The sequence below is a fragment of the Pseudomonas sp. PA-1-3F genome (assembly GCF_021609665.1).
In the GTDB taxonomy this organism is placed as follows: domain Bacteria; phylum Pseudomonadota; class Gammaproteobacteria; order Pseudomonadales; family Pseudomonadaceae; genus Aquipseudomonas; species Aquipseudomonas paracarnis.
The window spans coordinates 1-21,452 of sequence record NZ_WJZD01000018.1 but is presented as its reverse complement, the minus strand read 5'-3'; the positions used below and the strand labels follow the sequence as shown (position 1 = coordinate 21,452).

The 21,452-nt window shown below is 58.9% G+C and carries 23 protein-coding genes, 1 tRNA gene and 1 pseudogene; 9 read left to right on the top strand and 16 right to left on the bottom strand.

Translation table 11 applies throughout. From position 1 onward, the window contains the following. Positions 1-7: 7 nt before the first annotated feature. The 3 genes from GIV26_RS14640 to GIV26_RS14630 all read left to right on the top strand — a co-directional run bounded on the left by GIV26_RS14640 (position 8) and on the right by GIV26_RS14630 (position 4,306). Entirely contained in the window at positions 8-1,213 is a 1,206-nt protein-coding gene (locus tag GIV26_RS14640) for an acetyl-CoA C-acetyltransferase (RefSeq protein WP_236281264.1), read from the top strand. A gap of 16 nt (positions 1,214-1,229) precedes the next feature. Next, on the top strand, positions 1,230-3,374 hold the full coding sequence (locus tag GIV26_RS14635; RefSeq protein ID WP_236281262.1) for a 3-hydroxyacyl-CoA dehydrogenase NAD-binding domain-containing protein: 2,145 nt from the start codon (positions 1,230-1,232) through the stop codon (positions 3,372-3,374). A 206-nt stretch (positions 3,375-3,580) separates the two neighbouring features. Beyond that, complete coding sequence (locus GIV26_RS14630; RefSeq protein WP_181124864.1) at positions 3,581-4,306, top strand: amidotransferase; 726 nt, start codon at positions 3,581-3,583, stop codon at positions 4,304-4,306. On the opposite strand, the gene GIV26_RS14625 is transcribed toward GIV26_RS14630, so the two are convergent. The 3 genes from GIV26_RS14625 to GIV26_RS14615 all read right to left on the bottom strand — a co-directional run bounded on the left by GIV26_RS14625 (position 4,303) and on the right by GIV26_RS14615 (position 7,049). Continuing rightward, positions 4,303-5,274 (bottom strand): magnesium and cobalt transport protein CorA, encoded by a 972-nt coding sequence (locus GIV26_RS14625; protein ID WP_034127041.1) that lies wholly within the window; start codon positions 5,272-5,274, stop codon positions 4,303-4,305. The two genes, GIV26_RS14630 and GIV26_RS14625, sit on opposite strands and share 4 nt — an antisense overlap. A gap of 147 nt (positions 5,275-5,421) precedes the next feature. After that, complete coding sequence (locus GIV26_RS14620; RefSeq protein ID WP_096143565.1) at positions 5,422-6,144, bottom strand: 1-acylglycerol-3-phosphate O-acyltransferase; 723 nt, start codon at positions 6,142-6,144, stop codon at positions 5,422-5,424. Positions 6,145-6,356: 212 nt separating this feature from the next. Beyond that, a complete protein-coding gene (locus GIV26_RS14615; RefSeq protein WP_014719521.1) occupies positions 6,357-7,049 on the bottom strand; it encodes a crotonase/enoyl-CoA hydratase family protein in 693 nt (230 codons plus the stop codon). A 321-nt stretch (positions 7,050-7,370) separates the two neighbouring features. On the opposite strand from GIV26_RS14615, the gene GIV26_RS14610 reads away from it, so the two are divergent. The 3 genes from GIV26_RS14610 (at position 7,371) to GIV26_RS14600 (ending at position 8,812) form a co-directional block, all read left to right on the top strand. Next, a tRNA-Ser gene (locus GIV26_RS14610) sits at positions 7,371-7,460 on the top strand. A gap of 562 nt (positions 7,461-8,022) precedes the next feature. Then, the gene (locus GIV26_RS14605; RefSeq protein ID WP_236281244.1) at positions 8,023-8,592 is read left to right on the top strand and encodes a DUF2975 domain-containing protein; all 570 of its coding nucleotides are present in this window, start codon (positions 8,023-8,025) and stop codon (positions 8,590-8,592) included. Between the two features lie 7 nt (positions 8,593-8,599). Further along, entirely contained in the window at positions 8,600-8,812 is a 213-nt protein-coding gene (locus GIV26_RS14600; RefSeq protein ID WP_236281241.1) for a helix-turn-helix domain-containing protein, read from the top strand. Positions 8,813-8,884: 72 nt separating this feature from the next. On the opposite strand, the gene GIV26_RS14595 is transcribed toward GIV26_RS14600, so the two are convergent. From GIV26_RS14595 to GIV26_RS14570, 6 genes and pseudogenes are all read right to left on the bottom strand, one after another. Beyond that, on the bottom strand, positions 8,885-9,112 hold the full coding sequence (locus tag GIV26_RS14595; protein WP_236281239.1) for a hypothetical protein: 228 nt from the start codon (positions 9,110-9,112) through the stop codon (positions 8,885-8,887). A gap of 26 nt (positions 9,113-9,138) precedes the next feature. Beyond that, positions 9,139-9,321 (bottom strand): annotated as a pseudogene (locus GIV26_RS14590) (IS3 family transposase); the annotation flags it as partial. Positions 9,322-9,438: 117 nt separating this feature from the next. Further along, a complete protein-coding gene (locus GIV26_RS14585) occupies positions 9,439-9,708 on the bottom strand; it encodes a short-chain dehydrogenase (RefSeq protein WP_236281235.1) in 270 nt (89 codons plus the stop codon). Positions 9,709-10,046: 338 nt separating this feature from the next. Further along, complete coding sequence (locus GIV26_RS14580; protein WP_236281233.1) at positions 10,047-11,087, bottom strand: DMT family transporter; 1,041 nt, start codon at positions 11,085-11,087, stop codon at positions 10,047-10,049. Positions 11,088-11,155: 68 nt separating this feature from the next. Beyond that, positions 11,156-11,491 (bottom strand): hypothetical protein, encoded by a 336-nt coding sequence (locus GIV26_RS14575; RefSeq protein ID WP_032881258.1) that lies wholly within the window; start codon positions 11,489-11,491, stop codon positions 11,156-11,158. A gap of 145 nt (positions 11,492-11,636) precedes the next feature. After that, on the bottom strand, positions 11,637-12,011 hold the full coding sequence (locus GIV26_RS14570; protein WP_198706900.1) for a DUF2784 domain-containing protein: 375 nt from the start codon (positions 12,009-12,011) through the stop codon (positions 11,637-11,639). Between the two features lie 108 nt (positions 12,012-12,119). Here GIV26_RS14570 and GIV26_RS14565 point away from each other — a divergent pair, with 108 nt between their 5' ends. Continuing rightward, entirely contained in the window at positions 12,120-12,806 is a 687-nt protein-coding gene (locus tag GIV26_RS14565; protein ID WP_236281230.1) for an HAD-IA family hydrolase, read from the top strand. A gap of 129 nt (positions 12,807-12,935) precedes the next feature. On the opposite strand, the gene GIV26_RS14560 is transcribed toward GIV26_RS14565, so the two are convergent. Further along, positions 12,936-13,682 (bottom strand): 3-oxoacyl-ACP reductase family protein, encoded by a 747-nt coding sequence (locus tag GIV26_RS14560; RefSeq protein ID WP_198862201.1) that lies wholly within the window; start codon positions 13,680-13,682, stop codon positions 12,936-12,938. Positions 13,683-13,789: 107 nt separating this feature from the next. Between GIV26_RS14560 and GIV26_RS14555 the strand changes: the two genes are divergently transcribed. Then, on the top strand, positions 13,790-14,713 hold the full coding sequence (locus GIV26_RS14555) for a LysR family transcriptional regulator (protein WP_034126766.1): 924 nt from the start codon (positions 13,790-13,792) through the stop codon (positions 14,711-14,713). A 105-nt stretch (positions 14,714-14,818) separates the two neighbouring features. Here the strand turns inward: GIV26_RS14555 and GIV26_RS14550 are convergent, their stop codons facing one another. The 3 genes from GIV26_RS14550 to GIV26_RS14540 all read right to left on the bottom strand — a co-directional run bounded on the left by GIV26_RS14550 (position 14,819) and on the right by GIV26_RS14540 (position 18,314). Then, positions 14,819-15,547 carry an aspartate/glutamate racemase family protein gene (locus GIV26_RS14550; protein ID WP_034126767.1) on the bottom strand — a complete coding sequence of 243 codons (729 nt, stop codon included), beginning with the start codon at positions 15,545-15,547 and terminating at the stop codon, positions 14,819-14,821. Positions 15,548-15,560: 13 nt separating this feature from the next. Next, entirely contained in the window at positions 15,561-17,090 is a 1,530-nt protein-coding gene (locus tag GIV26_RS14545; protein ID WP_057976279.1) for an NCS1 family nucleobase:cation symporter-1, read from the bottom strand. Positions 17,091-17,579: 489 nt separating this feature from the next. After that, the gene (locus GIV26_RS14540) at positions 17,580-18,314 is read right to left on the bottom strand and encodes a phosphoadenylyl-sulfate reductase (RefSeq protein ID WP_054920611.1); all 735 of its coding nucleotides are present in this window, start codon (positions 18,312-18,314) and stop codon (positions 17,580-17,582) included. Positions 18,315-18,465: 151 nt separating this feature from the next. On the opposite strand from GIV26_RS14540, the gene thrH reads away from it, so the two are divergent. Then, positions 18,466-19,083, top strand: a complete 618-nt coding sequence (gene thrH / locus GIV26_RS14535) for a bifunctional phosphoserine phosphatase/homoserine phosphotransferase ThrH (RefSeq protein ID WP_236281227.1) — start codon at positions 18,466-18,468, stop codon at positions 19,081-19,083. A gap of 120 nt (positions 19,084-19,203) precedes the next feature. Here thrH and GIV26_RS14530 read toward each other — a convergent pair whose 3' ends face one another. The 3 genes from GIV26_RS14530 to pabB all read right to left on the bottom strand — a co-directional run bounded on the left by GIV26_RS14530 (position 19,204) and on the right by pabB (position 21,439). Then, positions 19,204-19,566: a helix-turn-helix domain-containing protein gene (locus GIV26_RS14530; RefSeq protein ID WP_034128345.1), complete on the bottom strand. Its 363-nt coding sequence runs from the start codon at positions 19,564-19,566 to the stop codon at positions 19,204-19,206. Beyond that, positions 19,566-19,868: a type II toxin-antitoxin system HigB family toxin gene (locus tag GIV26_RS14525; RefSeq protein ID WP_054920621.1), complete on the bottom strand. Its 303-nt coding sequence runs from the start codon at positions 19,866-19,868 to the stop codon at positions 19,566-19,568. The genes GIV26_RS14530 and GIV26_RS14525 overlap by 1 nt, the downstream gene beginning before the upstream one ends. 227 nt (positions 19,869-20,095) lie before the next feature. Next, positions 20,096-21,439, bottom strand: coding sequence for an aminodeoxychorismate synthase component I (pabB, locus tag GIV26_RS14520; protein ID WP_205547384.1), 1,344 nt, complete (start codon positions 21,437-21,439; stop codon positions 20,096-20,098). Positions 21,440-21,452: the final 13 nt, after the last annotated feature.

Genomic DNA, 21,452 nt, shown 5'->3' with positions numbered 1-21,452 from the left:
GGATGTCATGACCCAAGCTTTGATCTTTGATGCGATACGCACGCCCCGGGGAAAAGGCAAGGCCGACGGTGCCCTGCACAGCGTCAAGCCGGTAAACCTGGTGGCCGGCTTGCTCACGGCGCTGGCGCAGCGCAGCGACCTCGACACCCGCCAAGTGGATGACATCGTCCTTGGCTGCGTCACCCCCGTGGGCGACCAGGGCGCCGATATCGCCAAGACCGCCGCGCTGGTGGCCGACTGGGATGTCAGTGTTGCCGGTGTGCAGGTCAATCGCTTCTGCGCGTCGGGCCTGGAGGCGGTGAACCTGGGGGCGATGAAGGTGCGTTCCGGCTTCGAAGACCTGGTGGTTGTTGGCGGCGTCGAGTCCATGTCCCGCGTGCCCATGGGCAGCGATGGCGGCGCCTGGGTGCTCGACCCGCAAACCAATATGCACAGCCACTTCACGCCCCAAGGCATTGGCGCCGACCTGATCGCCACCCTGGAAGGCTTTACGCGCCAGGATGTCGACACCTTTGCCCTGCAGTCCCAGCAGAAAGCCGCCAGGGCGCGGGCAGACGGTTCTTTCAATAAGTCGCTCATCGCGGTGCACGACCAGAACGGCATCGTGCTGCTGGACCATGACGAATTTATCCGCGGCGACTCAACACTCGAGGGCTTGGGCAAGCTCAAGCCCAGCTTCGAAATGATGGGCCAGATGGGCTTTGACGCCACCGCGTTGCGGGTCTATAGCCACGTGGAGCGCATCCACCATGTGCATACGCCGGGCAACAGCTCTGGGATCGTGGATGGCGCCGCGCTGATGTTGATCGGTTCCGAGGCCAAAGGCCGCGAGTTGGGCCTGCAACCGCGGGCGCGCATTGTTGCCACGGCGGTGACCAGCACCGACCCGACCATCATGCTTACAGGCCCCGCGCCGGCCACTCGCAAGGCGCTGGCCAAAGCCGGCCTGCGGATTGAAGACATCGACCTGTTCGAAGTCAACGAAGCCTTTGCTTCGGTGGTGCTCAAGTTCATCAAGGACATGGGCATCGACACCGCACGGGTCAATGTCAACGGCGGCTCCATCGCCATGGGCCATCCCTTGGGCGCCACCGGCTGCGCGATTCTCGGCACCTTGCTCGACGAGCTCGAGGTGCGCCAGCAACGCTACGGCCTGGCCACCTTGTGTGTCGGCGGTGGCATGGGGATCGCCACCATTATCGAACGTCTCTGAGCCTAAGGAATTTGTCATGACCGATGCCATTCGTTACGAAAAAGGCCAGGACCAGATCGTGGTACTGACCCTGGACATGCCCGGCCAGAGCGCCAACACCATGAACGCCGCCTACCGTGAAGCCATGGCGGCCACCCTCGCGCGCCTGGAAGCGGAAAAGGACGAGATCGCCGGGGTGGTGATCACCTCGGCCAAGAAAACCTTTTTTGCCGGGGGCGACCTCAATGAGCTGGTCAAGGTCGATAAAGCCCATGCCAAGTCGTTCTACGACAGTGTCTTGGTATTGAAAACGCAATTACGCCGCCTGGAAACCCTCGGCAAACCGGTGGTGGCCGCAATCAATGGCGCGGCCCTGGGCGGTGGTTGGGAAATTTGTCTGGCCTGCCATCACCGGGTCGCGCTGGACGACAAGTCCGTGCAGTTGGGTTTGCCGGAAGTCACCCTCGGCCTGTTGCCCGGGGGCGGCGGCGTGGTGCGTATGGTGCGCATGCTTGGCCTGGAAAAAGCCTTGCCGTATTTGCTCGAAGGCAAAAAGGTGCGGCCCGCCCAGGCCCTGCAAGCGGGCTTGATTGATGAGTTGGCGGCGGATCGCGAGGCATTGCTGGCCCAAGCCCGTGCCTGGATTCTGGCTAATCCGCAGGTCAGGCAACCCTGGGACAACAAGGGCTACGCGATTCCCGGCGGCACGCCGTCCCACCCTAAAGTCGCGCAGATGCTCGCCATTGCGCCGTCGATCTTGCGTAGCAAGACCCAGGGCTGCTTCCCCGCGCCGGAGAAAATCCTCTGTGCTGCAGTCGAGGGCGCCCAAGTGGACTTCGACACCGCGCACCTGATCGAAACCCGTTACTTCACCGAACTGGTGACCGGGCAAGTAGCGAAGAACATGATCGGCACCTTCTGGTTCCAGCTCAATCAAATCAATGCCGGCAGCTCGCGACCGCAGGGTTTTGCGCCTTATGTAACGCGCAAAGTCGGCGTGCTCGGCGCCGGGATGATGGGCGCGGGCATCGCCTATGTCAGTGCCTGTGCGGGTATCGAGGTGGTGCTCAAAGACATCACCCTGGCCGCCGCCGAAAAAGGCAAAGCTCATTCGGCCGCATTGCTGGACAAGAAAGTCAGCCGTGGGCAATTGACCGCCGAACAGCGCGAAACCATCCTGGCGCGCATTCATCCTACGCAGGATGACGCCGACCTGGCCGGCTGCGACCTGATCATCGAGGCCGTATCCGAAGACCGCGCACTCAAGGCCAAGGTTTCGGCTGCGGCGCAAAGCGTGGTGGGGGCCGACGCGGTGATCGCCTCCAACACCTCCACCTTGCCCATCAGCGGCCTGGCCACGGCGGTGCCCGATCAAGCCAGGTTCATCGGCCTGCACTTCTTCAGCCCCGTGGACAAGATGGCCCTGGTGGAAATCATCAAGGGGGCGCGCACCAGCGACGAAACCCTGGCCCGAGGGTTTGACTTCGTCCTGCAAATCAAGAAAACCCCGATTGTGGTCAACGACAGTCGCGGCTTTTTCACCTCGCGGGTATTCGGCACCTTTACCAACGAAGGCATCGCCATGCTCGGCGAAGGCGTGGCCGCGCCGATGGTCGAGACCGAAGCGCGCAAGGCCGGCATGCCGGTGGGGCCGTTGGCGGTGTCCGATGAAGTGTCCCTCAGCCTGATGAGCCATATCCGACAGCAAACGGCCAAGGACCTGCAGGCCGAAGGCAAGGCTATGCCGAACCACCCGGCGACGGCGGTGATTGATCTGTTGGTGAACGAATACAAGCGCACAGGCAAGGCGGCCGGCGGTGGTTTTTACGACTATCCCGCAGGCGGCCAGAAGCACCTGTGGCCTGAGCTGAAAACCCGGTTTGAACAGCCCGACGAGCAAATCTCACCCCAGGACGTGCGCGACCGCTTGTTGTTTATCCAAGCCATCGAAACCGTGCGCTGTGTGGAGGAGGGCGTGTTGATGTCCACGGCGGATGCCAACGTTGGTTCAATCTTCGGCATCGGCTTTGCCGCGTGGAGTGGCGGCGCGTTGCAGTTTATCAACCAGTACGGGCTGAACGACTTCATCGCCCGCGCCCGCTACCTGGCAGAGCAGTATGGGGAGCGCTTCTCGCCGCCGGCGTTGTTGTTGGAAAAAGCCGCAAAAGGCGAGCGGTTTTAGACGTTTCACTGTAGGAGCGAGCTTGCTCGCGAAAAACGCACAGGCAACGCTTTTATCCAGGATACCTGCGTTATCGTTGACGTTCTTCGCGAGCAAGCTCGCTCCTACAGTGAGTGTGGGTGCCCATTGAGGGCTTGCTTTGGGGGTGTATTTCAAGGCAGGCTCTGGGGTGTGCAATATTCCCATCGCCGTGTCAGGTATTTTTTATGTCGCTACGCGTCTGCATCCTGGAAACCGATATTCTGCGTCCCGCTTTGATCGATGAGTACCAAGGCTATGGGCAGATGTTCAAACGCCTGTTCGCCAAGCAACCGATTGCCGCCGAGTTTGTCGTCTACAACGTGGTGCAGGGCGAATACCCGCCGGACGACGAGGTGTTTGACGCGTACCTGATCACCGGCAGCAAGGCCGATTCCTTCGGTACCGACCCCTGGATCCAGACGCTCAAGACCTACCTGCTCACGCGTTATGAGCGCGGCGACAAGCTGCTGGGCGTGTGCTTCGGCCATCAGTTACTCGCGCTGCTGCTGGGCGGCAAGGCCGAACGCGCCAGTCAGGGCTGGGGGATGGGCACCCACGCCTACAAGCTGGATGCGAAGACGCCATGGATGAGTCCTGAGGTGCCGGAACTGACGCTATTGATCAGCCACCAGGATCAAGTCACCACTTTGCCGGAAAACGCCACCGTGATCGCTTCCAGCGAATTCTGCCCGTTTGCCGCGTATCACATCGGCGACCAGGTGCTGTGCTTCCAGGGCCATCCGGAGTTTGTTCACGACTATTCCCGTGAGTTGCTGGAAATACTTCAGACAACCCTGGGTGAAAAGGTCTACAGCAACGGCGTGGCCAGCCTGGATCGCGACCACCATGGCGTCACCGTGGCGGAATGGATGATGCGCTTCGTTGCGCATCAGCCTGAAGCCAAGGCTTAAAGCCAGCCCGAACGCTTGAAACTTGCCCATAAACCGGTACAGCCCAAGGTAATAAACCCGAGCACCCCAAAATAGCCGTAGTGCCATTGCAGCTCGGGCATGTTCTGAAAGTTCATCCCATAAATCCCTGCCACCGCCGTGGGGAACGCCAGGATCGCCGCCCACGCCGCGAACTTGCGCTGCACCACGCTCTGGCGTGACGCCTCCAGCAACACACCGATCTCGATGGTCTGGCTGGCAATGTCGCGCAGGGTGGTGAGGTCTTCCATTTGCCGCGTCACGTGGATTTGCACGTCACGGAAATACGGGCGCATGTTCTTGTCGATAAACGGGAAGCTCAGCTTCTGCAGCTCCTGGCTGATTTCCACCATCGGCGCCACATGCCGCTTGAGCCGCAACACGTCGCGGCGCAGGCCGTGGAGATGCTGGATATCACGCTCGTTGAGCGAACTGCACAGCACGTTACGCTCCAGCTCATCGATTTCGGCGTGGATCGCCTCGCTCACCGGCTGATAGTTTTCGGTGACAAAATCCAGCAGCGCATAGAGTACGAAATCTTCCCCATGCTCCAGCAACAACGGGCGCGCCTCACAGCGTTGGCGCACAAAGCCGTAGGACGCCGAGTGACCGTTGCGTGCGGTTATGATGTAGCCGTTGCCGGCAAAAATATGGGTTTCGATAAACTCCAGCTTGCCGTTCTCGCGCACCGGTGAGTAGGTGACGATAAACAGCGCGTCGCCGAAGGTTTCCAGCTTCGGGCGGCTGTGTTTTTCCATGGCGTCTTCGATCGCCAGTTCGTGCAGGTTGAACTGGCGTTGCAGGTTGTTCAATTCCTGGGCGCTGGGTTCTTCCAGGCCGATCCACACAAAGTGCCCAGGTTTGGCGGCCCAGGCCGCGCCTTCATCGAGAGTGATATCCGAGACTTTCTTACCGGCGCTGTAGACGGCAGCCGCAACAACTCTACCCATGGTGCTGATCACTTCTTATCAAGAGGACAGATGTTGGGCAGCTTAGCCTGAATGGCGTTCCGTTGTTGCTGGCTGATATCACTGATCGTTCCCACGCTCTGCGTGGGAATGCCGCCCGTGACGCTCCGCGTCACCCTAAGCGTGCGCCTACGCGCGTTGCAGTTCGCGGTCCATCTGTGCAATGCATTCATCCATCTGCGTCTGACACGTCAGCAGCAACTGAGGGATGTCATCCACCGTCAACCCACAGGTAGGAATCGGCGGCAACGAGCGTATCAGCACACTGCCGCTGTCCCAACGATTGAGCTTCATCTGCGTCACGTAATTGCTGACACACACCTGCACGATAGGCACACCGGCCGCAATCGCCATATGGAACGCGCCTTTCTTGAACGGCAACAACCCTTTGCCCAGGTTGCGCGTACCTTCCGGGAACACCCAGATTGACGTGTCCTCATGCTGCAAGGTATGCGTGGTCGTCAGCATCGCACGCCGGGCCTTGTGCGCATTGCCGCGGTCGATCAGCACATTGCCCGCCAGCCAGAACAACTGGCCGAACAGTGGTACCCATTTCAGGCTTTTCTTGGCGATGCAGACCGTGCGGTGGGGCACTACATTGCCGAACACAAACAAATCGTAATTGGACTGATGGTTGGCGATCACCACGCAGGTACCGGGCTTGTCGCGCAGCGAGTCGACGTCGGTCTTCACGTTCAAGCCCAAGATCCGCATGGCCGGCAACGCATAGAGGCGAGCGCAGAGACGGCTGTTGTCCGGGTTGAACGGCCGGCACACACCGACCAGCACACCCAGCACGCCAGCGATCATAAAATGCAGGCTCATCAACAACATACGCAACAGAAAAAGCATCGACACGGCCCATCGGGACAAAAGGTGGCGCAGTGTACGGATGTGCACTGTATTCGGCAATTGCCCCTACAGACGTAGGAGATAGCCGATGTTTAAGCGCATGTTTCCACATGGGCCGATAACGGCTAGCTAGAGCGGCTACGGACGTTTCACATTTATAGGTAAGAAAAAGCCCGACTCAAGGTCGGGCTCTGGCGCAGCAGGGGTAGGACTTAGCTCAGGCTATGGCCCTGATCCTGGATGATTGCATCATCCAGGGCTTCGAGCAGCGCGCGGCGTACTTTCAACTTAGTGTGTTTGTGCGCGTTCATATTGATCTTCTTCAGCTGCCGCGCTGCTTCCAGTGCTGCAGCGTGCAGTTCTTCGGGTGCCACCACCTTGTCGAGGAAACCGGCGTGCAAGGCGCCTTGCGGATCAAACATTTCGGCATTGATCACCGAACGCTGAAACGCCGACTTACGCAGGCGATCCCGCGCCAACTCGATACCGGCGTGGTGCATGGTCATGCCAATCGCCACTTCATTCAGGCCAATGCTGAACGGGCCTTCGACGCCAATCCGATAATCGGCCGACAATAACAGGAACGCGCCCTTGGCCACCGCATGCCCAGGGCAGGCCACAATCACCGGGAACGGATGCGCCAACATCCGCCGCGCCAGGGTCGAACCCGAGGTCACCAGGCTGATCGCCTCTTTAGGGCCGGCCGTCATCACCTTCAAATCATAACCACCCGACAAAATCCCCGGCGTGCCCGTGATGATCACCACCGCCCGATCCTTCTCGGCCTGATCCAGCGCCGCATTAAACTCACTGACCACCGCCGGAGAAATGGCATTCACCTTGCCGTTGCTCAGGGTCAGGGTCGCGATACCGTCTTCGAAGTGGTAGGCAATCAACTCACTCATGACGCGGTTCCTTGTAGGGCTTGTTATAGAGATAGATGCGCAGACGTTACTCACCACGCCCGTGCGGGTAAAGCGCCGTGACTGACTACCCAGTCAGGCTTTTCCTGCATCCCCAAGGGTAGACGCCCCGGAGCAGGGCGCAGCAAGCACTCCAGACGCGTGCCGCCGATGCCTGAGAATGGCACAATCACCACCCCTTGCCGGACGGTGAATGGCATAACGGTCTAACCGCATGAAAATTCTGAAAAAAACCTTTGCCATCAGAAAGGCTTTCGACTACATTAGCGCGCCTCGACAGACTGAACTGGTTTGACGAGATACGGTGAAGTGTCCGAGTGGCTTAAGGAGCACGCCTGGAAAGTGTGTATACAAGAAATTGTATCGAGAGTTCGAATCTCTCCTTCACCGCCAAATTCTACTAAAAAGCCCCGTTTTTACGGGGCTTTTTTGTATCTGGTTGTTTTGTTACCCCATTTGTTCCCCCATGTGGATTTCGCAGCAATGTCCGTGTCTTGAGGTGTTTCAGTCATCTCTTCTTTCTGTCCCAAGCGTTATCCCCGCGTTAACCATATTTTTAGCTGTCGGTTCTGCCAGTGGAGTGGGATGCATCGGTATACCACGTCTTGAATGTGAGGATAGCCCTGTGCGCGCATGCCCGACTCCTGTCCGGGTGATGGCTCTTAGTTCTCGTTGGTCAGTGCATAGCTCAGAGCAGTGATGGCGTTCATCGCCTTCACCTTCTTCAGCCGCTTTTCCATTTCTAGCCTGACCTTTTCCAGATCGCCGTTAAGCGGGGGCTCTTCGGTGTGTCTGAAATCGGGGTATTACCGACCGCAAAATAGGCGCTATTCAGAGAGGTTTTGGAAAAAATTATTAGTTCTGATCAATTTATTATCTTTTTTCATTAATTAATTATTGTTTTGCAATAATATTGTTGTTAGGGTTTTACTACCTCAACACTATGGAGCTTCACATGACTTCCATTCACCTTGTTCAAATCAGCCAGCGCATGGCGACTGCCACCCTGTCGCTTATCATCAGCATGTTATTGCTCAATACCGCCGTATGGCTTTATCCCAACCTGGGCACAACGTATGGCTTGGGCTTTGGGCTCACTGAGCGGCTGTTGGTTGATCGGCTGCTGATGGTCGCCGCCGATCAACCGGTATCGCTCCTGTGGTGGCAAACACTGGGGGGGATCGTGCTGTCGAGCGTGCCATTGATGGCACTGGCATTTGGTTTGAATCACTTACGCCGGTTGTTTCAGAGCTATGCGCGTGGTGAGTATTTTTCCAGTGACGCGGCTTCACGTCTGGGTAAGGTAGGCTGGGCAGTGGCGATCTGGGTCGTATTGGACTTCTTGTGCGAGCCCATGCTCAGTGTGTGGGTGACGATTTACGCTCCTGTCGGCGAGCGTCTGATCACGCTCAGCATTACCGCGCCAAGTTTTGTTGCCCTGTTCCTCGCAGCCTGCATCTCGGTCATTGCGCGTATACTTCACGAAGCCAGTGATCTGGACTCAGAAAGTCGTTCGTTTGTTTGAGATCTATATGCCAATTGTCATTCAACTTGACGTGATGCTTGCATTACGCAAAGTCAAATCCAAAGACCTCGCCGTCGCCATCGGAATCACTGAAGCCAACCTTTCCTTGCTCAAGCAGGGGAAGGTCAAAGGCATACGTCTGGCTACCCTTGATGCGATCTGTGACTATCTGGATTGTCAGCCTGGCGATCTGTTGGTTCGTGAGGCTCAAATCGCGTAGATCCTGGTGCCATCGGATGGAATCTTCCACGGGCTGCTGCCATCACACCCGATTCCTTTAGTTCAGAGGGGATCAGTGGTAGTTTTTCTCCCTAGCCCGGTTGTACGGAAGAAGAGCTTTTACGGTGGCATCAGATAGGCTATTGATCTTGTGCAGGTAGATCGGTTTTATCCAGTCGCACTCCATATCAAAAATTCGCGTTTCGATGGTGTCCTCAGGCGGCGCCCGCTCGACAGGCTGGCTTTGGCAAGTGGTGAGCAGCACGAACAGGCTACCAGCGACTCCACTTTTCCCATTCATCTCTCACCCTTGCGTCTGTGTAGTGGTCAACTAATCCCGGACACGACGTTAAGTTTTTCCTTGGCCCGCGCTGGAGCCAACCCATCGTTGAATTGATGAGGCCTAATCCAGTTGTAGCGATGCATCAAAAAATGGCTGATATCGCGCTGTGCTTCCCGCGCAGTTCGATAGCCCACGGTCGGTATCCATTCTGTTTTCAAGCTGGGGAAAAAGGGGACAGATTTATTTAATTTTCATTTCACCACGTTCGAAGCAAACAAAATCCCAGGTTTCGAAAGAAACCTGGGGTTTCGTAATTTTTAAGTTGAAAACCTACTGCTCTTAAATCATGCGCAGGACACGTCTAGCCGTCGCCCCATGACATCAAGTAAATCGCATCCGTCCCGCAGCGGAATGGAGCAGAGCAATGCCAAGTCACTCAGCACCACCGCATCACTGTTGATCTCACTACGTAGCGCAAGATTCTCAAGGACTTGAGTAACAGCACGAAGCCGATAGGTCGCAGCATCGAGGAGTATTCCCAGCGGCACGGTGGTGTCGACAAAAAGGGCAGGGGTGGCGCTGTCGTTGCTGGTAAGGGCGATGTATTGGTTCATATGTTGAACTCCGGTTGTCAAAGGAGAGCAACCACACATTTGTCGCCAAACAAAAGGGTGGCAGCTGTACGCAGGTTGGCGAACCGGGACAATCGGAAAAACCGGCAGACCCGAAGGTCTCCCGCGCACAGCTACCGTCGAGCAGCTTATTGCGCGCAGAAGCATCCCGCAAATCCCGAGAGGCATCTATCGATTTATCATCGGGTCGCCAAACCCGTTCGCTATGTGAGCGACCGTCAGACTATAGGTGTGGCGATTTTAAAACGGCAGCCCATCGCTTCTGAGTGACGTGTAGGACGTTGCCGAAAGCCACCCACACCCTATGCCTAAGTCCGCCCTCAATGCCTATGCCGATGATGCACATCCGGAAAGTGCGCATGGCTATGCCTCATCACTCCATGTGCATGCACATGGCTATGAGGCACCTTCGAGTCCCACTCAAACCCATGCTCATGCTGGTGATGTTCATCATGCACATGCCAATGCCCATGTTCCGTTGCCTCATGCACATGCTCATGGGCATGCCGTTCCGTCAGGTGCAGCCACACGCCCACGGCCATCAGCGCCGAGGCAATCCAGAAGGCCGCGGTCACCGACTCGTCAAATACCAGCAACGCCACTGCGGCACCGAGAAAGGGTGCCGTGGAGAAGTAAGCGCCGGTGCGCGCGCTGCCCAGCCCGCGTAGCGCCAGCACGAACATCACCAGGCTGATGCCATAGCCGAGGAAACCTACCAGTAGAATCGGCGCCAGTTGCGCCATGCCGGGAATCTGCGCCCCGAGGTAAAGTGCCAGGCTGCAATTGACCAGCCCCGCAATCAAGCCTTTGGCACTTGCGATAAACAACGCGTCAGACGCGGACACTTTGCGCGTGAGGTTGTTATCGATCCCCCAGCACAAACACGCTAGCGCAACGGCAAGCGGTCCGGCCCAGTCCTGGCGGCTGCCGTCGGCACCGGACCCTGGCAACACCACGCCGCCCAGCACAATGGCAAGCATGCCGAGGACGATGCGTCGGTCGGCGTTTTCGCGGAACACGACCCAGGCGATCACGGCGGTGAGTACCGATTCAAGGTTGAGCATCAGGGAGGCGCTGGCGCTGGTGGTGCGGGTCAGGCCGAACATCAGTGCAACGGGGCCGAGGAGGCCGCCGAAGGCGATGGCGCCAAGTAGCCAGGGCCATTCCGATGGGGTTAGCCCGGTAGGTTTCCAGCCGCGATCACGGATCAAGCGCACACCGGCAAGGCCAATGCCGCTGCCGAGGTAGAGCAGGCCGGCGAGCAGGATGGGCGAGAGGCCCAGGCCAAGACTTTTGGCGAGCGGGGTGCTGGCGCCGAACAGGGCGGCGGCCGCGAGGGCGTAAATGATGCTGAGGTTCATGGGCCATCCTCGAAAGTCAGGCCCATGATACGTCGCTTGCCGGGGTCAGCGCCCTGGCAGTTTCATACTTACTGCGCGGTTTTCAGCTTGATCACATCACCGGAGATTTTGGTGGTATAGCCGTTCAATACCCAAGCCCAGAACCACTTTTCCTGCACTTGTGTGTTGATCAGCGCGTCGCCGCCCTTGGCCTTGATGGCCGCATCCTGGGCGCGCACGAAGCGGTTGTTCTGGCCGATCGGGATGACGCCCAGCAGCATGATGCCGGTGGCGCTGGCTTCGCTGTGACCGAGGACGGTGTATTGGCTGGCGTCGTATTGCTGGGTTTTCATGGCGGTGCCGGTGCAACCTGCCAGGGTGAAACCGAGAACTGCTGCTGCAACTGCTTTACTGACGTATTTCACTTGAAACTCCATGGACTCAACCTCGAGATTCAATTCCCGAGGGGGCGACACTTTAAGCGCTCGGCGGGCAGATTGAAAACAATCTGCCCAGGTTTCATGTTCAGGCTTGTGCGTGCGCCCAGGCGAGCAAGTTCGGATCCGAAGGTCATGCGCTTCTGCGTGCCAGCCAACGCCGGATCAACCGCCCATACACCACAACGTTGATCAATATCACCACCGCCCCCAGCACCAGTTGAATATTCGCCGTCAGCCCGGCGGGGTAGATCAGCGTCAGGATGTAGTGCTCGATAAACCCGCCGCCATAACCGTCTTGGCCAGCCAAGTGGCGAAACAGGTTTTCCCAACGGGTAAGCGGGCAGGGCAGGTGCAGTACCTCTACCGCAATGCCCCAGGCCACGGCGGGCAAGTGCAGCCACATCACCCTGGGCCATTTCAGGGCGAGCAGGCCGCCGAACAGCACGAACAGGATGAAGGTCAGGTGAAACAGCACGAGGCCGTCGGCGGCGAGTCGGTAGAGCATTGGGAGCACGTCGAAAAGAGGGGCAAACAGTCTAAAGGGTTGCTCGCCGGTTAGCGTGGCCGTTATTGTGCTGAATCCATTTAGTCCTTGCCCCAGGGTTGTGTCGTGATGAATGCACCGCGTACCGCTGTCCCGATCAAAGCCGTGATTTTCGATATGGACGGGTTGTTGCTGGATACCGAAGGCATCTACACCGAAGTCACGCAGATCATTGCCGAACGCTATGGCCGTACCTACGACTGGGGCATCAAGCAACACATCATCGGGCGGGGTGCCCAGGATTTGGCCGATTACGTGGTCAAGGCGCTGGACCTGCCGATCACGCCCGCCGAGTTTCTGGAAATACGCGAACCGCTGATGAGCGAGCGCTTTCCCAAGGCCTTGGGCATGCCCGGTGCCGAGGCGTTGGTGCGGCACTTGAAGGCGCACAATATTCCGATTGCGGTGGGCACCAGTTCATCGCGTAATTCGTTTGGCCACAAGACCACCCTGCACCGTGAATGGTTTGGCCTGTTCGACACCATCGTCACCGCTGACGACCCGGAAGTCGGTGCTGCCAAGCCCGCGCCGGATATCTTCCTTACCGCAGCGCGCCGGTTGGGTGTAGCGCCTGAGGATTGTCTGGTGTTCGAAGATTCGCCGTTCGGCGTGACGGCCGCGAAGGCTGCGCACATGACCGCTATTGCGGTGCCCGATGAGGCGATGGCTGACAGCAAGTACCAGCATGCTGACCAGATTATTTGCAAGCTCGCCGACTTTGATTTGGCCGCCTACGGCTTGCCCCCCATGGCCTGACCCCGCGCGGTCAAAAATGTGGGAGCTGGCTTGCTCGCGAATGCAGGGTGTCAGTCAGTAGATTTATCAACTGACTCACCGTATTCGCGAGCAAGCCCGCTCCCACATTTGGTTTGCGGTTTTGCAAAATCAGGCGCTGAAACCACCATCGATGGTCAGGCTGGCGCCCGTGATATAGCCGGCTTCCGGCCCGGCCAGATAGGCCACAAAACTGGCAATCTCCTCCACATGCCCATACCGTCCCACCGCCATCAACCCGATCAGACTTTCGGCAAAATCACTGTTCGCCGGGTTCATATCGGTGTCCACCGGCCCAGGCTGCACGTTGTTGATGGTAATGCCCCGTGGCCCCAGGTCCCGCGCCAATCCCTTGGTCAACCCCACCAGCGCCGCCTTGCTCATGGCGTAGGGCCCGCCACCGCCAAAGGGCATGCGTTCGGCGTTGGTGCTGCCGATATTGATCACGCGGCCGCCTTCACCCATGTGTTTGGCGGCTTCCTGGGTGGCGATAAACACGCTGCGTACGTTGATCGCCAGGGTCTGGTCGAAGTCTTCCAGCTTGAAGTCTTCCAGCGGCGCGATGGCCAGCACGCCGGCGTTATTCACCAGGATATCCAGGCGTCCAAACGCCTTGACCGTGGCGTTGACCGCCGCGCGAATCGCCGTGGCATCGGCGCTGTCGGCGTGAATCGCCAGAGCCTGACCCCCTGCGCTGATCACCTCGTTCTGCAACGCTTGGGCCTTGGCGGCCGAGCTGACGTAGGTAAAGGCAACCGCTGCCCCCTGGGCGGCGAGGCGCTTGACGATGGCGGCGCCGATGCCGCGGGAACCGCCTTGAATCAAGGCGACTTTGCCGGTGAGGTTGTGTGTGGTCATGTCGATCTCCGAGGTAGTTGATGGAGCGAGTATCGACCTCACCCGCGCTGCTCGGTAGCCCGTGGTTGCTATAGTCTGTGTAAACCAAAAGTTTAGAGTGTGGCGATATGGAAAGCTTTGGCAGTATCGAATGCTTTGTGCGCAGCGCCGAGGGTGGCAGCTTTGCCGAGGCTGCTCGGCACCTGAGCCTGACCCCGGCTGCGGTGGGTAAAAGCGTTGCCAAGTTGGAGGCGCGCCTCGGTGTGCGGCTGTTCCAGCGCAGCACTCGGCGTCTGGCGCTGACCGAAGCCGGCAAGATGTTCCTGGCGGAAGTCAGCGGCAGCCTCACCACCATTCAGAATGCGGTCGCCAACCTGGCCAGTGCCGAAGGGCGGCCGGTGGGCACGCTCAAGGTCAGCATGGGGCCAGTGTTCGGTAACCGGTACGTGGTGCCGTTGCTGGGCGAATTTATGCGGCGCTATCCGGATATCAGCCCGGACTGGCATTTCGATAACCGCCAGGTCGACCTGATCGGGCAAGGCTTCGATGCGGCCATTGGCGGCGGGTTTGAGCTGCCCCAAGGCGTGGTGGCGCGCAAGTTGACCCCGGCGCACCGGGTGCTGGTGGCGTCGCCGGATTACCTGGCGCGGTGCTCGCTGGTGCTGGCGCCCGATGACCTGTCCCACTGCCTTGGCATCTTGATCCGCTCGCCGCAGACAGGCCGTGTGCGTTCATGGCAACTGACCCATCGTGAGCGCGAGCACAGCCCTTTAGTGCTGAAACCGGCGATGACCATGAGCGACTCCGAAGCCGCTTGCTGCGCCAGTGCCCAGGGCCTTGGCATCGCGCTGGTGAGCATGCCGATGGCGGTGCCGTTCCTGGACAGCGGTGCGTTGGTGCGAGTGTTACCCGATTGGTATGTGGACGACGGCAATATTTCCATCTACTACGCCGAGCATAAATTGCTGCCGGGCAAGACGCGGGCGTTTGTGGATTTCATTATTGAGCAGTTCGCCGAGCAGAAACTGGCTCAACGGTTCAGTGCTATCTGAGCAGGGCCTTGCATCGAGTCGTGGCCATCGCGGGCAAGCCCGGCTCCCACAGTGATCGCAATCCAATGTGGGAGCCGGGCTTGCCCGCGATGCAGGCGCATCGGTCTACCGCCCGAACTTGCCCGGCCAGCCGATGACCTTCTTCGGCCGCGGTGTCGCATAAGTTCTGACCTTCGAGGTCGACAACCCCAACCGCACCAACGACTCGGCCACCATCACCGCCGCCGTTACCCCGTCCACCACCGGCACCCCGGTGCGCTGGCGAATCTGCTCGTCCAGCCCGGCCATGCCGCCGCAGCCCAGGCAGATCACTTCGGCCTTGTCGTCGCGAATGGCCAGTTCCGCCTGGTGCACGATGGCTTCCATGGCGCCCAGCGGGTCTTCTTCCAGCTCCAGCACCGCCATGCCGCTGGCACGCACCGAAGCGCAACGCTGGTAGAGGCCGGCGAGTTTCAGCCGGTCTTCAATCAGCGGCACCGTGCGGTCCAGGGTGGTCACCACCGAGTAGGCGTGCCCCAGGAACATCGCGGTGCTGGCCGCCGCTTCGGTGATATCCACCACCGGCACGTTGAGCAATTCCTGCAACCCTTCACGGCCATGCTCGCCATAACCGGCCTGGATCACCGCATCAAAGGGCTGGTCGTAGGCCATTACCCGATCCATCACGGCGATGGCTGCCAGATAACTTTCAAAGTTGCCTTCCACCGATTCTGCGCCGAAGTACGGGGTGAGCCCGACAATCTCGGTGCCCGGTGAAGCCACGGCCCGTGCTTGCTGGGCAATGGTGTCGGTGATGGATTCGGTGGTGTTGACGTTGACCACGAGGATACGCATGGAAAGTCCTTGTTTAATGACTGACGTTATCGACGGCAATGCTTTCGCCGCTGACATCGGCGTAGTGCGGTTGACGCTTGGCAATCAGCAGGTACAGCAACCCGGCAATGCCGGCGCCAAACAACCAGGAAAACGGCGAGACGCTGGCAAACCCCGGCAACAGCGCCAGCAGGATGGCGATCACTGCCGCCGGAATGAACGCCGCCACCGCACGCATATTCACCCCCCGGCTGTAGTAATAAATGCCTTGGGGGTCTTCGCTGTACAACTGCGGCACATCCACCTGGCTTCTACGAATCAGCCAGTAATCGACCATGATCACCCCGTACAACGGCCCCAGCAGCGCGCCGAGGCCAGAGAGGAAATACACGATCACCAGTGGGCTGTTATAGAGGTTCCACGGCAGGATCAGCACGGCAACGAAGGCGCTGATCAACCCGGCGCGCCGGAAGTTCAGGTACTTGGGCGCCAGGTTGCTCAGTACAAAGGCCGGGGCGACGAAGTTGGCCATGATGTTCACCGCCACGGTGACGATCAGGAAAGCGAGGCAGCCGAGCACCAGAAAAAAGGTGTTGGGGATCGCCGCGATGATTTCGGTCGGGCTTTCGATCACGCGGCCATTGAGCTGGAACTGTCCGCCGCACAGCAGCACGGTAATTGCGGCGAACACCAGGATATTGACCGGCAGGCCCCAGAAGTTCCCGACCTGGATGGTCTTGCGGCACGGCGATGAACGCGCGAAGTCGCAGAAATTGAGGATCAGGGTGCCGTAGATGGCCAGCCACAGCGCGCCGCCGGCAAAGATATTGCGCCACATCTCGCCGCCACTCAGGGGCTCGCGGATCGACCAGGCGATCTGCCCGTTCGCCTGGAAGTACATCCAGCCGGCCAGTGCGGCCACGGTCAGCAGTATCACCGGCCCGGCGAAGCCTTCATAGCGACGTACCATTTCCATGCCATAGGCGAGGATCACCAACTGCACCAGCCAGATCGCCACAAAACACGCCCAGCCCAGGGTCGACAGGCCGAGAATCGAGTCGTGGTCATAATCGGCAAAGCCTGGATGAATGGCGGTCAGCAGCACGCGGAAAACTACCGAGGCCAGGTAGGTCTGGATCCCAAACCAGGCAATCGCAATTACCGCCCGAATCAACGCCGGAATCTGCGCCCCATGAATGCCGAAGCTGATGCGGCTGATAACCGGAAACGGCACACCGGTCTTCTGCCCCATGTAGCCCGACAAGTTCATGAAGAAGTACACCAGTGCTGCGCCGATCCCAAGGGACAGCAATATTTGCCAGCCGCCCAGGCCCAGGGCATAGAGCCCAATGGCGAATGAATAGTTGGCGATGTTGTGCACGTCATTGGTCCACAGCGCAAAGATGCTATAGCGCCCCCAGCGTCGGCCTTCGACCTTGGTGGGCGCCAGGTCCTTGTTGTGCAGGCGCGGGCTGAGTACCAGCGGGCCGGGGCCTGTGGCTGCAGGATTCAGGGGAGAGGAGGGCAGATCCAGTGCGAGGGTGTTCGAGAGACTTGTACGCATTCCGGCAGGCTCCAGCGCATCTGCAGCAAAGCGGCGGATGGCAAAGTGTATGTAGGTTTTGTATTGATTGTATACAAAGCGCACTTCTGCCTAAGCCATATGCGTGCCAATTTTCGATATATGAAAATCTTGGCTAATTTCGTTTTTATATAGGTCGCGAATAACTTACTGAATTACGGGCACTATAAGTTGACCGTTTGAACAGGTATTTATTTTTTCATTAATTGCAGGGTTATTTATATGCAGCGCCATTGGCGCAGGGAGATGTTACGTTTTGGTGCGTTGCACATTAAGTTGCACACAAAAATGGCACCTATGGTTACAAGGTTGTGTACAGGTTTACCCGGCCCCAAAGCAAATATCGCGTTATGTAGGAGCGAGCTTGCTCGCGAAAAACGTCAACGATAACGCGGGCTTCCTGAATAAACGCGGCGTCCGTGAGTTTTTCGCGAGCAAGCTCGCTCCTACAGAGGCGGTGGCATCGGAGGCTCAAGCCTTGCTGATGATATTCCCCGCATGCAGCCCGCATTCCTTCTGCGTGGCTTCTTCCCACCACCAGCGGCCTTCGCGCTCATGCTGGCGGGGCAGTACCGGCCGGGTGCAGGGCTCGCAGCCGATGCTGATGAAGCCGCGCTCATGCAGGCTGTTGTACGGCAGCTCCAGCATGCGGATGTAGCCCCAGACCTCTTCGCTGGTCATCTGCGCCAGCGGGTTGAACTTGTACAGGGTGCGTTCCGGCGTGGAGAACGCCGTGTCGATTTCCAGCGCCGCCACCTGGCTGCGAGTGCCGGGGCTCTGGTCGCGGCGCTGGCCGGTGGCCCAGGCGCTGACGCCTGCGAGTTTGCGGCGCAGCGGTTCGATCTTGCGGATGCCGCAGCATTCGCCATGGCCGTCCTTATAGAAGCTGAACAGGCCTTTCTCTTTGACGAAGGGCTCCAGCTTGCTCGGGTCTGGCGAGACCAGCTCGATGTCGATCTTGTAGAACTCACGCACCTGCTCGATAAACCGGTAGGTCTCCGGATGCAGGCGGCCGGTGTCGAGGCTGAACACCTTGACGTTCTTGTTCAGCTTCCAGGCCATGTCCACAAGGACCACATCCTCGGCACCGCTGAAGGAAATCCACAAGTCATCGCCGAACTGGCTGAACGCCAGCTTGAGAATGTCCTGGGCAGACTTGTTGGCATAAGTCGTGGCGAGTTCAACGACGTCGAAGGCTTGGTTCATCAGGACGGTTCCTACAGGTCAGTGGCGCTGAGCGCTCTCTAGGAGGGCGATGGTATCAAAAACTGTCCCGCGTTGCGGCGGCGGGCTTGAGTCGCTAGAGTTCGGCAGTCCTTTTGCTCGCTCAACTAACAATATCTAACAGGAGTGTCGTGTGGAAATTGTCTGCCTTGACCTGGAAGGGGTACTGGTTCCGGAAATCTGGATCGCCTTTGCCGAGAAAACCGGCATTGAGTCCCTGCGGGCCACCACCCGTGACATCCCCGACTACGACGTGCTGATGCAACAGCGCCTGCGCATCCTCGACGAGCATGGGCTCAAGCTGGCCGATATTCAGGCCGTTATCGCCACGCTCAAACCGCTGGACGGCGCCATTGAGTTCGTCAATTGGCTGCGCGAGCGCTTCCAGGTGGTGATCCTGTCCGACACCTTCTATGAGTTCTCCCAGCCGCTGATGCGTCAGCTGGGTTTCCCGACCTTGCTTTGCCACCGCTTGATCACCGATGAAAACGATCGGGTGGTGAGCTACCAACTGCGCCAGAAAGACCCCAAGCGCCAATCGGTGCTGGCATTCAAGACGCTCTACTACCGCGTGATCGCTGCCGGTGATTCCTACAACGACACCAGCATGCTGGGTGAAGCTGACCGTGGGATTCTGTTCCATGCGCCGGACAATGTGATTCGCGAATTCCCGCAGTTCCCGGCGGTGCATACGTTTGAAGACCTGAAGAAAGAGTTTATCAAGGCGTCGAATCGGCAGTTGAGCCTGTAAATTATGCGGCGCGGCTGATTGCCCCATCGCAGGCAAGCCAGCTCCCACCTTTGACCATGTAACGTCAAACGACGCGGTCAACTGTGGGAGTCGGGCTTGCCTGCGATGGCGTCGGCGCCGTCACACCTTACCCTCGGCCAGCAAGCGCTCATAAGGAATACGCAAGCCTTCATGCAGACGCTTGATCATCGACAGGCTCAGCTTGCGCTTGTGGTTCAGCACCTCTGACACCCGCCCACTGGTGCCGATAAACGGCTCCAGATCGCGGGCGGTCATGCCCAATTGCTCCATGCGAAACTTGATAGCCTCTACCGGATCCGAAGGGGGCATGGGGTAATGCTCGGCTTCGTACTTCTCGATGAGGACTGCCAGGATTTCCAGCTCATCACCTTCAGGCGAGCCGGGTGGTGCTCCCCATACCTGCTCGACTCGTACGAGTGCCGCAGTCAGGTCTTCCTGGGAGTGAATAGGTTTGATGTTCATCACACAGTCTCCGCGTTGATCTGGTCGTACTGAGCATGGGTTCCCACGAACCGTATAAACCCTAGTTGTCGCTGGTAGTCGATCGCCATGATCACTCGATACTTGTTGCCGCCAACGTTGAACACGACCCTGCCACCCTTAAGAATGCTCGCTGTTCTGAGTTCGGCCTTGAGTGCTTGCGGTGTTGGATAATTGGCCTTTTCCATGTGCCGATACAACTCGACCAGCGGTGTTCTGGCGTCGCTATAAGCTGAATGGCTTTCCCAGAATATTCGTAGGGTAGATAGAGCGATTATCCGCATCGCTTCAACCTCCCGTTTTGGGAGATCATAGGTGCGATTGCGTGGATAGGCAATCTCGGAAATATTTCCAGACGATGAGGTAGTCGCTTCATGTGATCCTTCACAGGTGGCGGGTGGGCGGTCGCTCCGGACGCTATCTGCAAGCGTCTATCCCGTCCACAGCGGTTCTGATTCAGGCTTTTTCTATCGCATGGCGTTCTACTCGAACGCTAGGAAGGGGCTGTGCCCTACAGATTTTCCAACGTTTGTAACAACACACGCACCTTTGTCAGCGACTCCTGATACTCCGCCTGCCACTGCGAATCCGCCACAATCCCGCCGCCACCCCAGCAACACACCTGCCCATCCTTGACCAGCAAGCTGCGAATCGCGATGGAGCTGTCCATTTCGCCGCGCACGTCCAGGTACACCAGCGAGCCGCAATACAACCCGCGGCGGGTGGGCTCCAGCTCATCGATGATCTGCATGGCGCGAATCTTCGGCGCGCCGGTAATGGAGCCGCCAGGGAAGCTGCCGGCGATCAGGTCGAGGGCGTCTTTGTCGTCGGCCAATATGCCAGTGACACTGCTCACCAAGTGGTGCACGTTGGGGTAGCTTTCCAGGCTGAACAGTTCCGGCACGTTCACCGAGCCGATGCGGCAACTGCGGCCGAGGTCGTTGCGCAGCAGGTCAACGATCATCAGGTTTTCTGCGCGGTCCTTGGGGCTGGCGAGCAGCTCAGCGGCGTTGGCAGCGTCCTCTTCCGGTGTTAAACCGCGAGGGCGGGTGCCCTTGATCGGGCGGGTTTCGACCTGGCCTTCGCTGATGCGCACGAAGCGCTCCGGCGACAGGCTCAGCACCGCGCCGTCATCGGGCAAACTCTGGAACCCGGAAAACGGCGTCGGGCAGGCTTCGCGCAGCGCGCAGTAGGCTGCCCATGGATCGCCGATGCACGGCGCACGAAAGCGTTGGGCAAAGTTGACCTGGTAGCAGTCGCCGGCCTGGATGTAATCCTGGATACGCAGGATGGCCTGCTGGTACGCATCCACGCTGAGGTCCGGCGCCATGGTGCCCTGGAGCTTGAAGGTGGTGGGGGTGTCACCTGTTGCATGACTGAACAGGGCGATCAGACGTTGCCGCTCGCTATCGGCCAGCACCGGGTGAAACACCAGTTGGCTGGTGTGCGCCAGGTGATCGCTGACCAGTGCCCAGGCATACAGCCCCAGGCGCGCATCCGGCAGATGCAGGTCGTCCACGGCCAGGCGCGAGACCTGTTCCAAGTGCCGGCCGAAGTCATAGCTCAAGTAACCGATCAAACCGCCGGCAAATGGCAATTCAACGCCAGCAGGCAGGGCCGCCTCACCCAACTGCGCCAGGTTCTCGCGCAGGCGTTGCAGGAAATCGCTGCCGCGTTCATCCGGCCCAACCGTCAAGGTCGCTTCGGGCCAGGCGCTGAGCAGGTCATAACGCCCCCGCTCGGCAGCCGGGCGGCCGCTGTCGAGCAGCACCGCGCCAGGCGCATGGCGAATAGCCGCAAAGTACTCGGCGGGGTTGGCCCGGTAGGGTAAGGGGTAAACGGAGCAGGTCGACATGCGAGGGTGAATC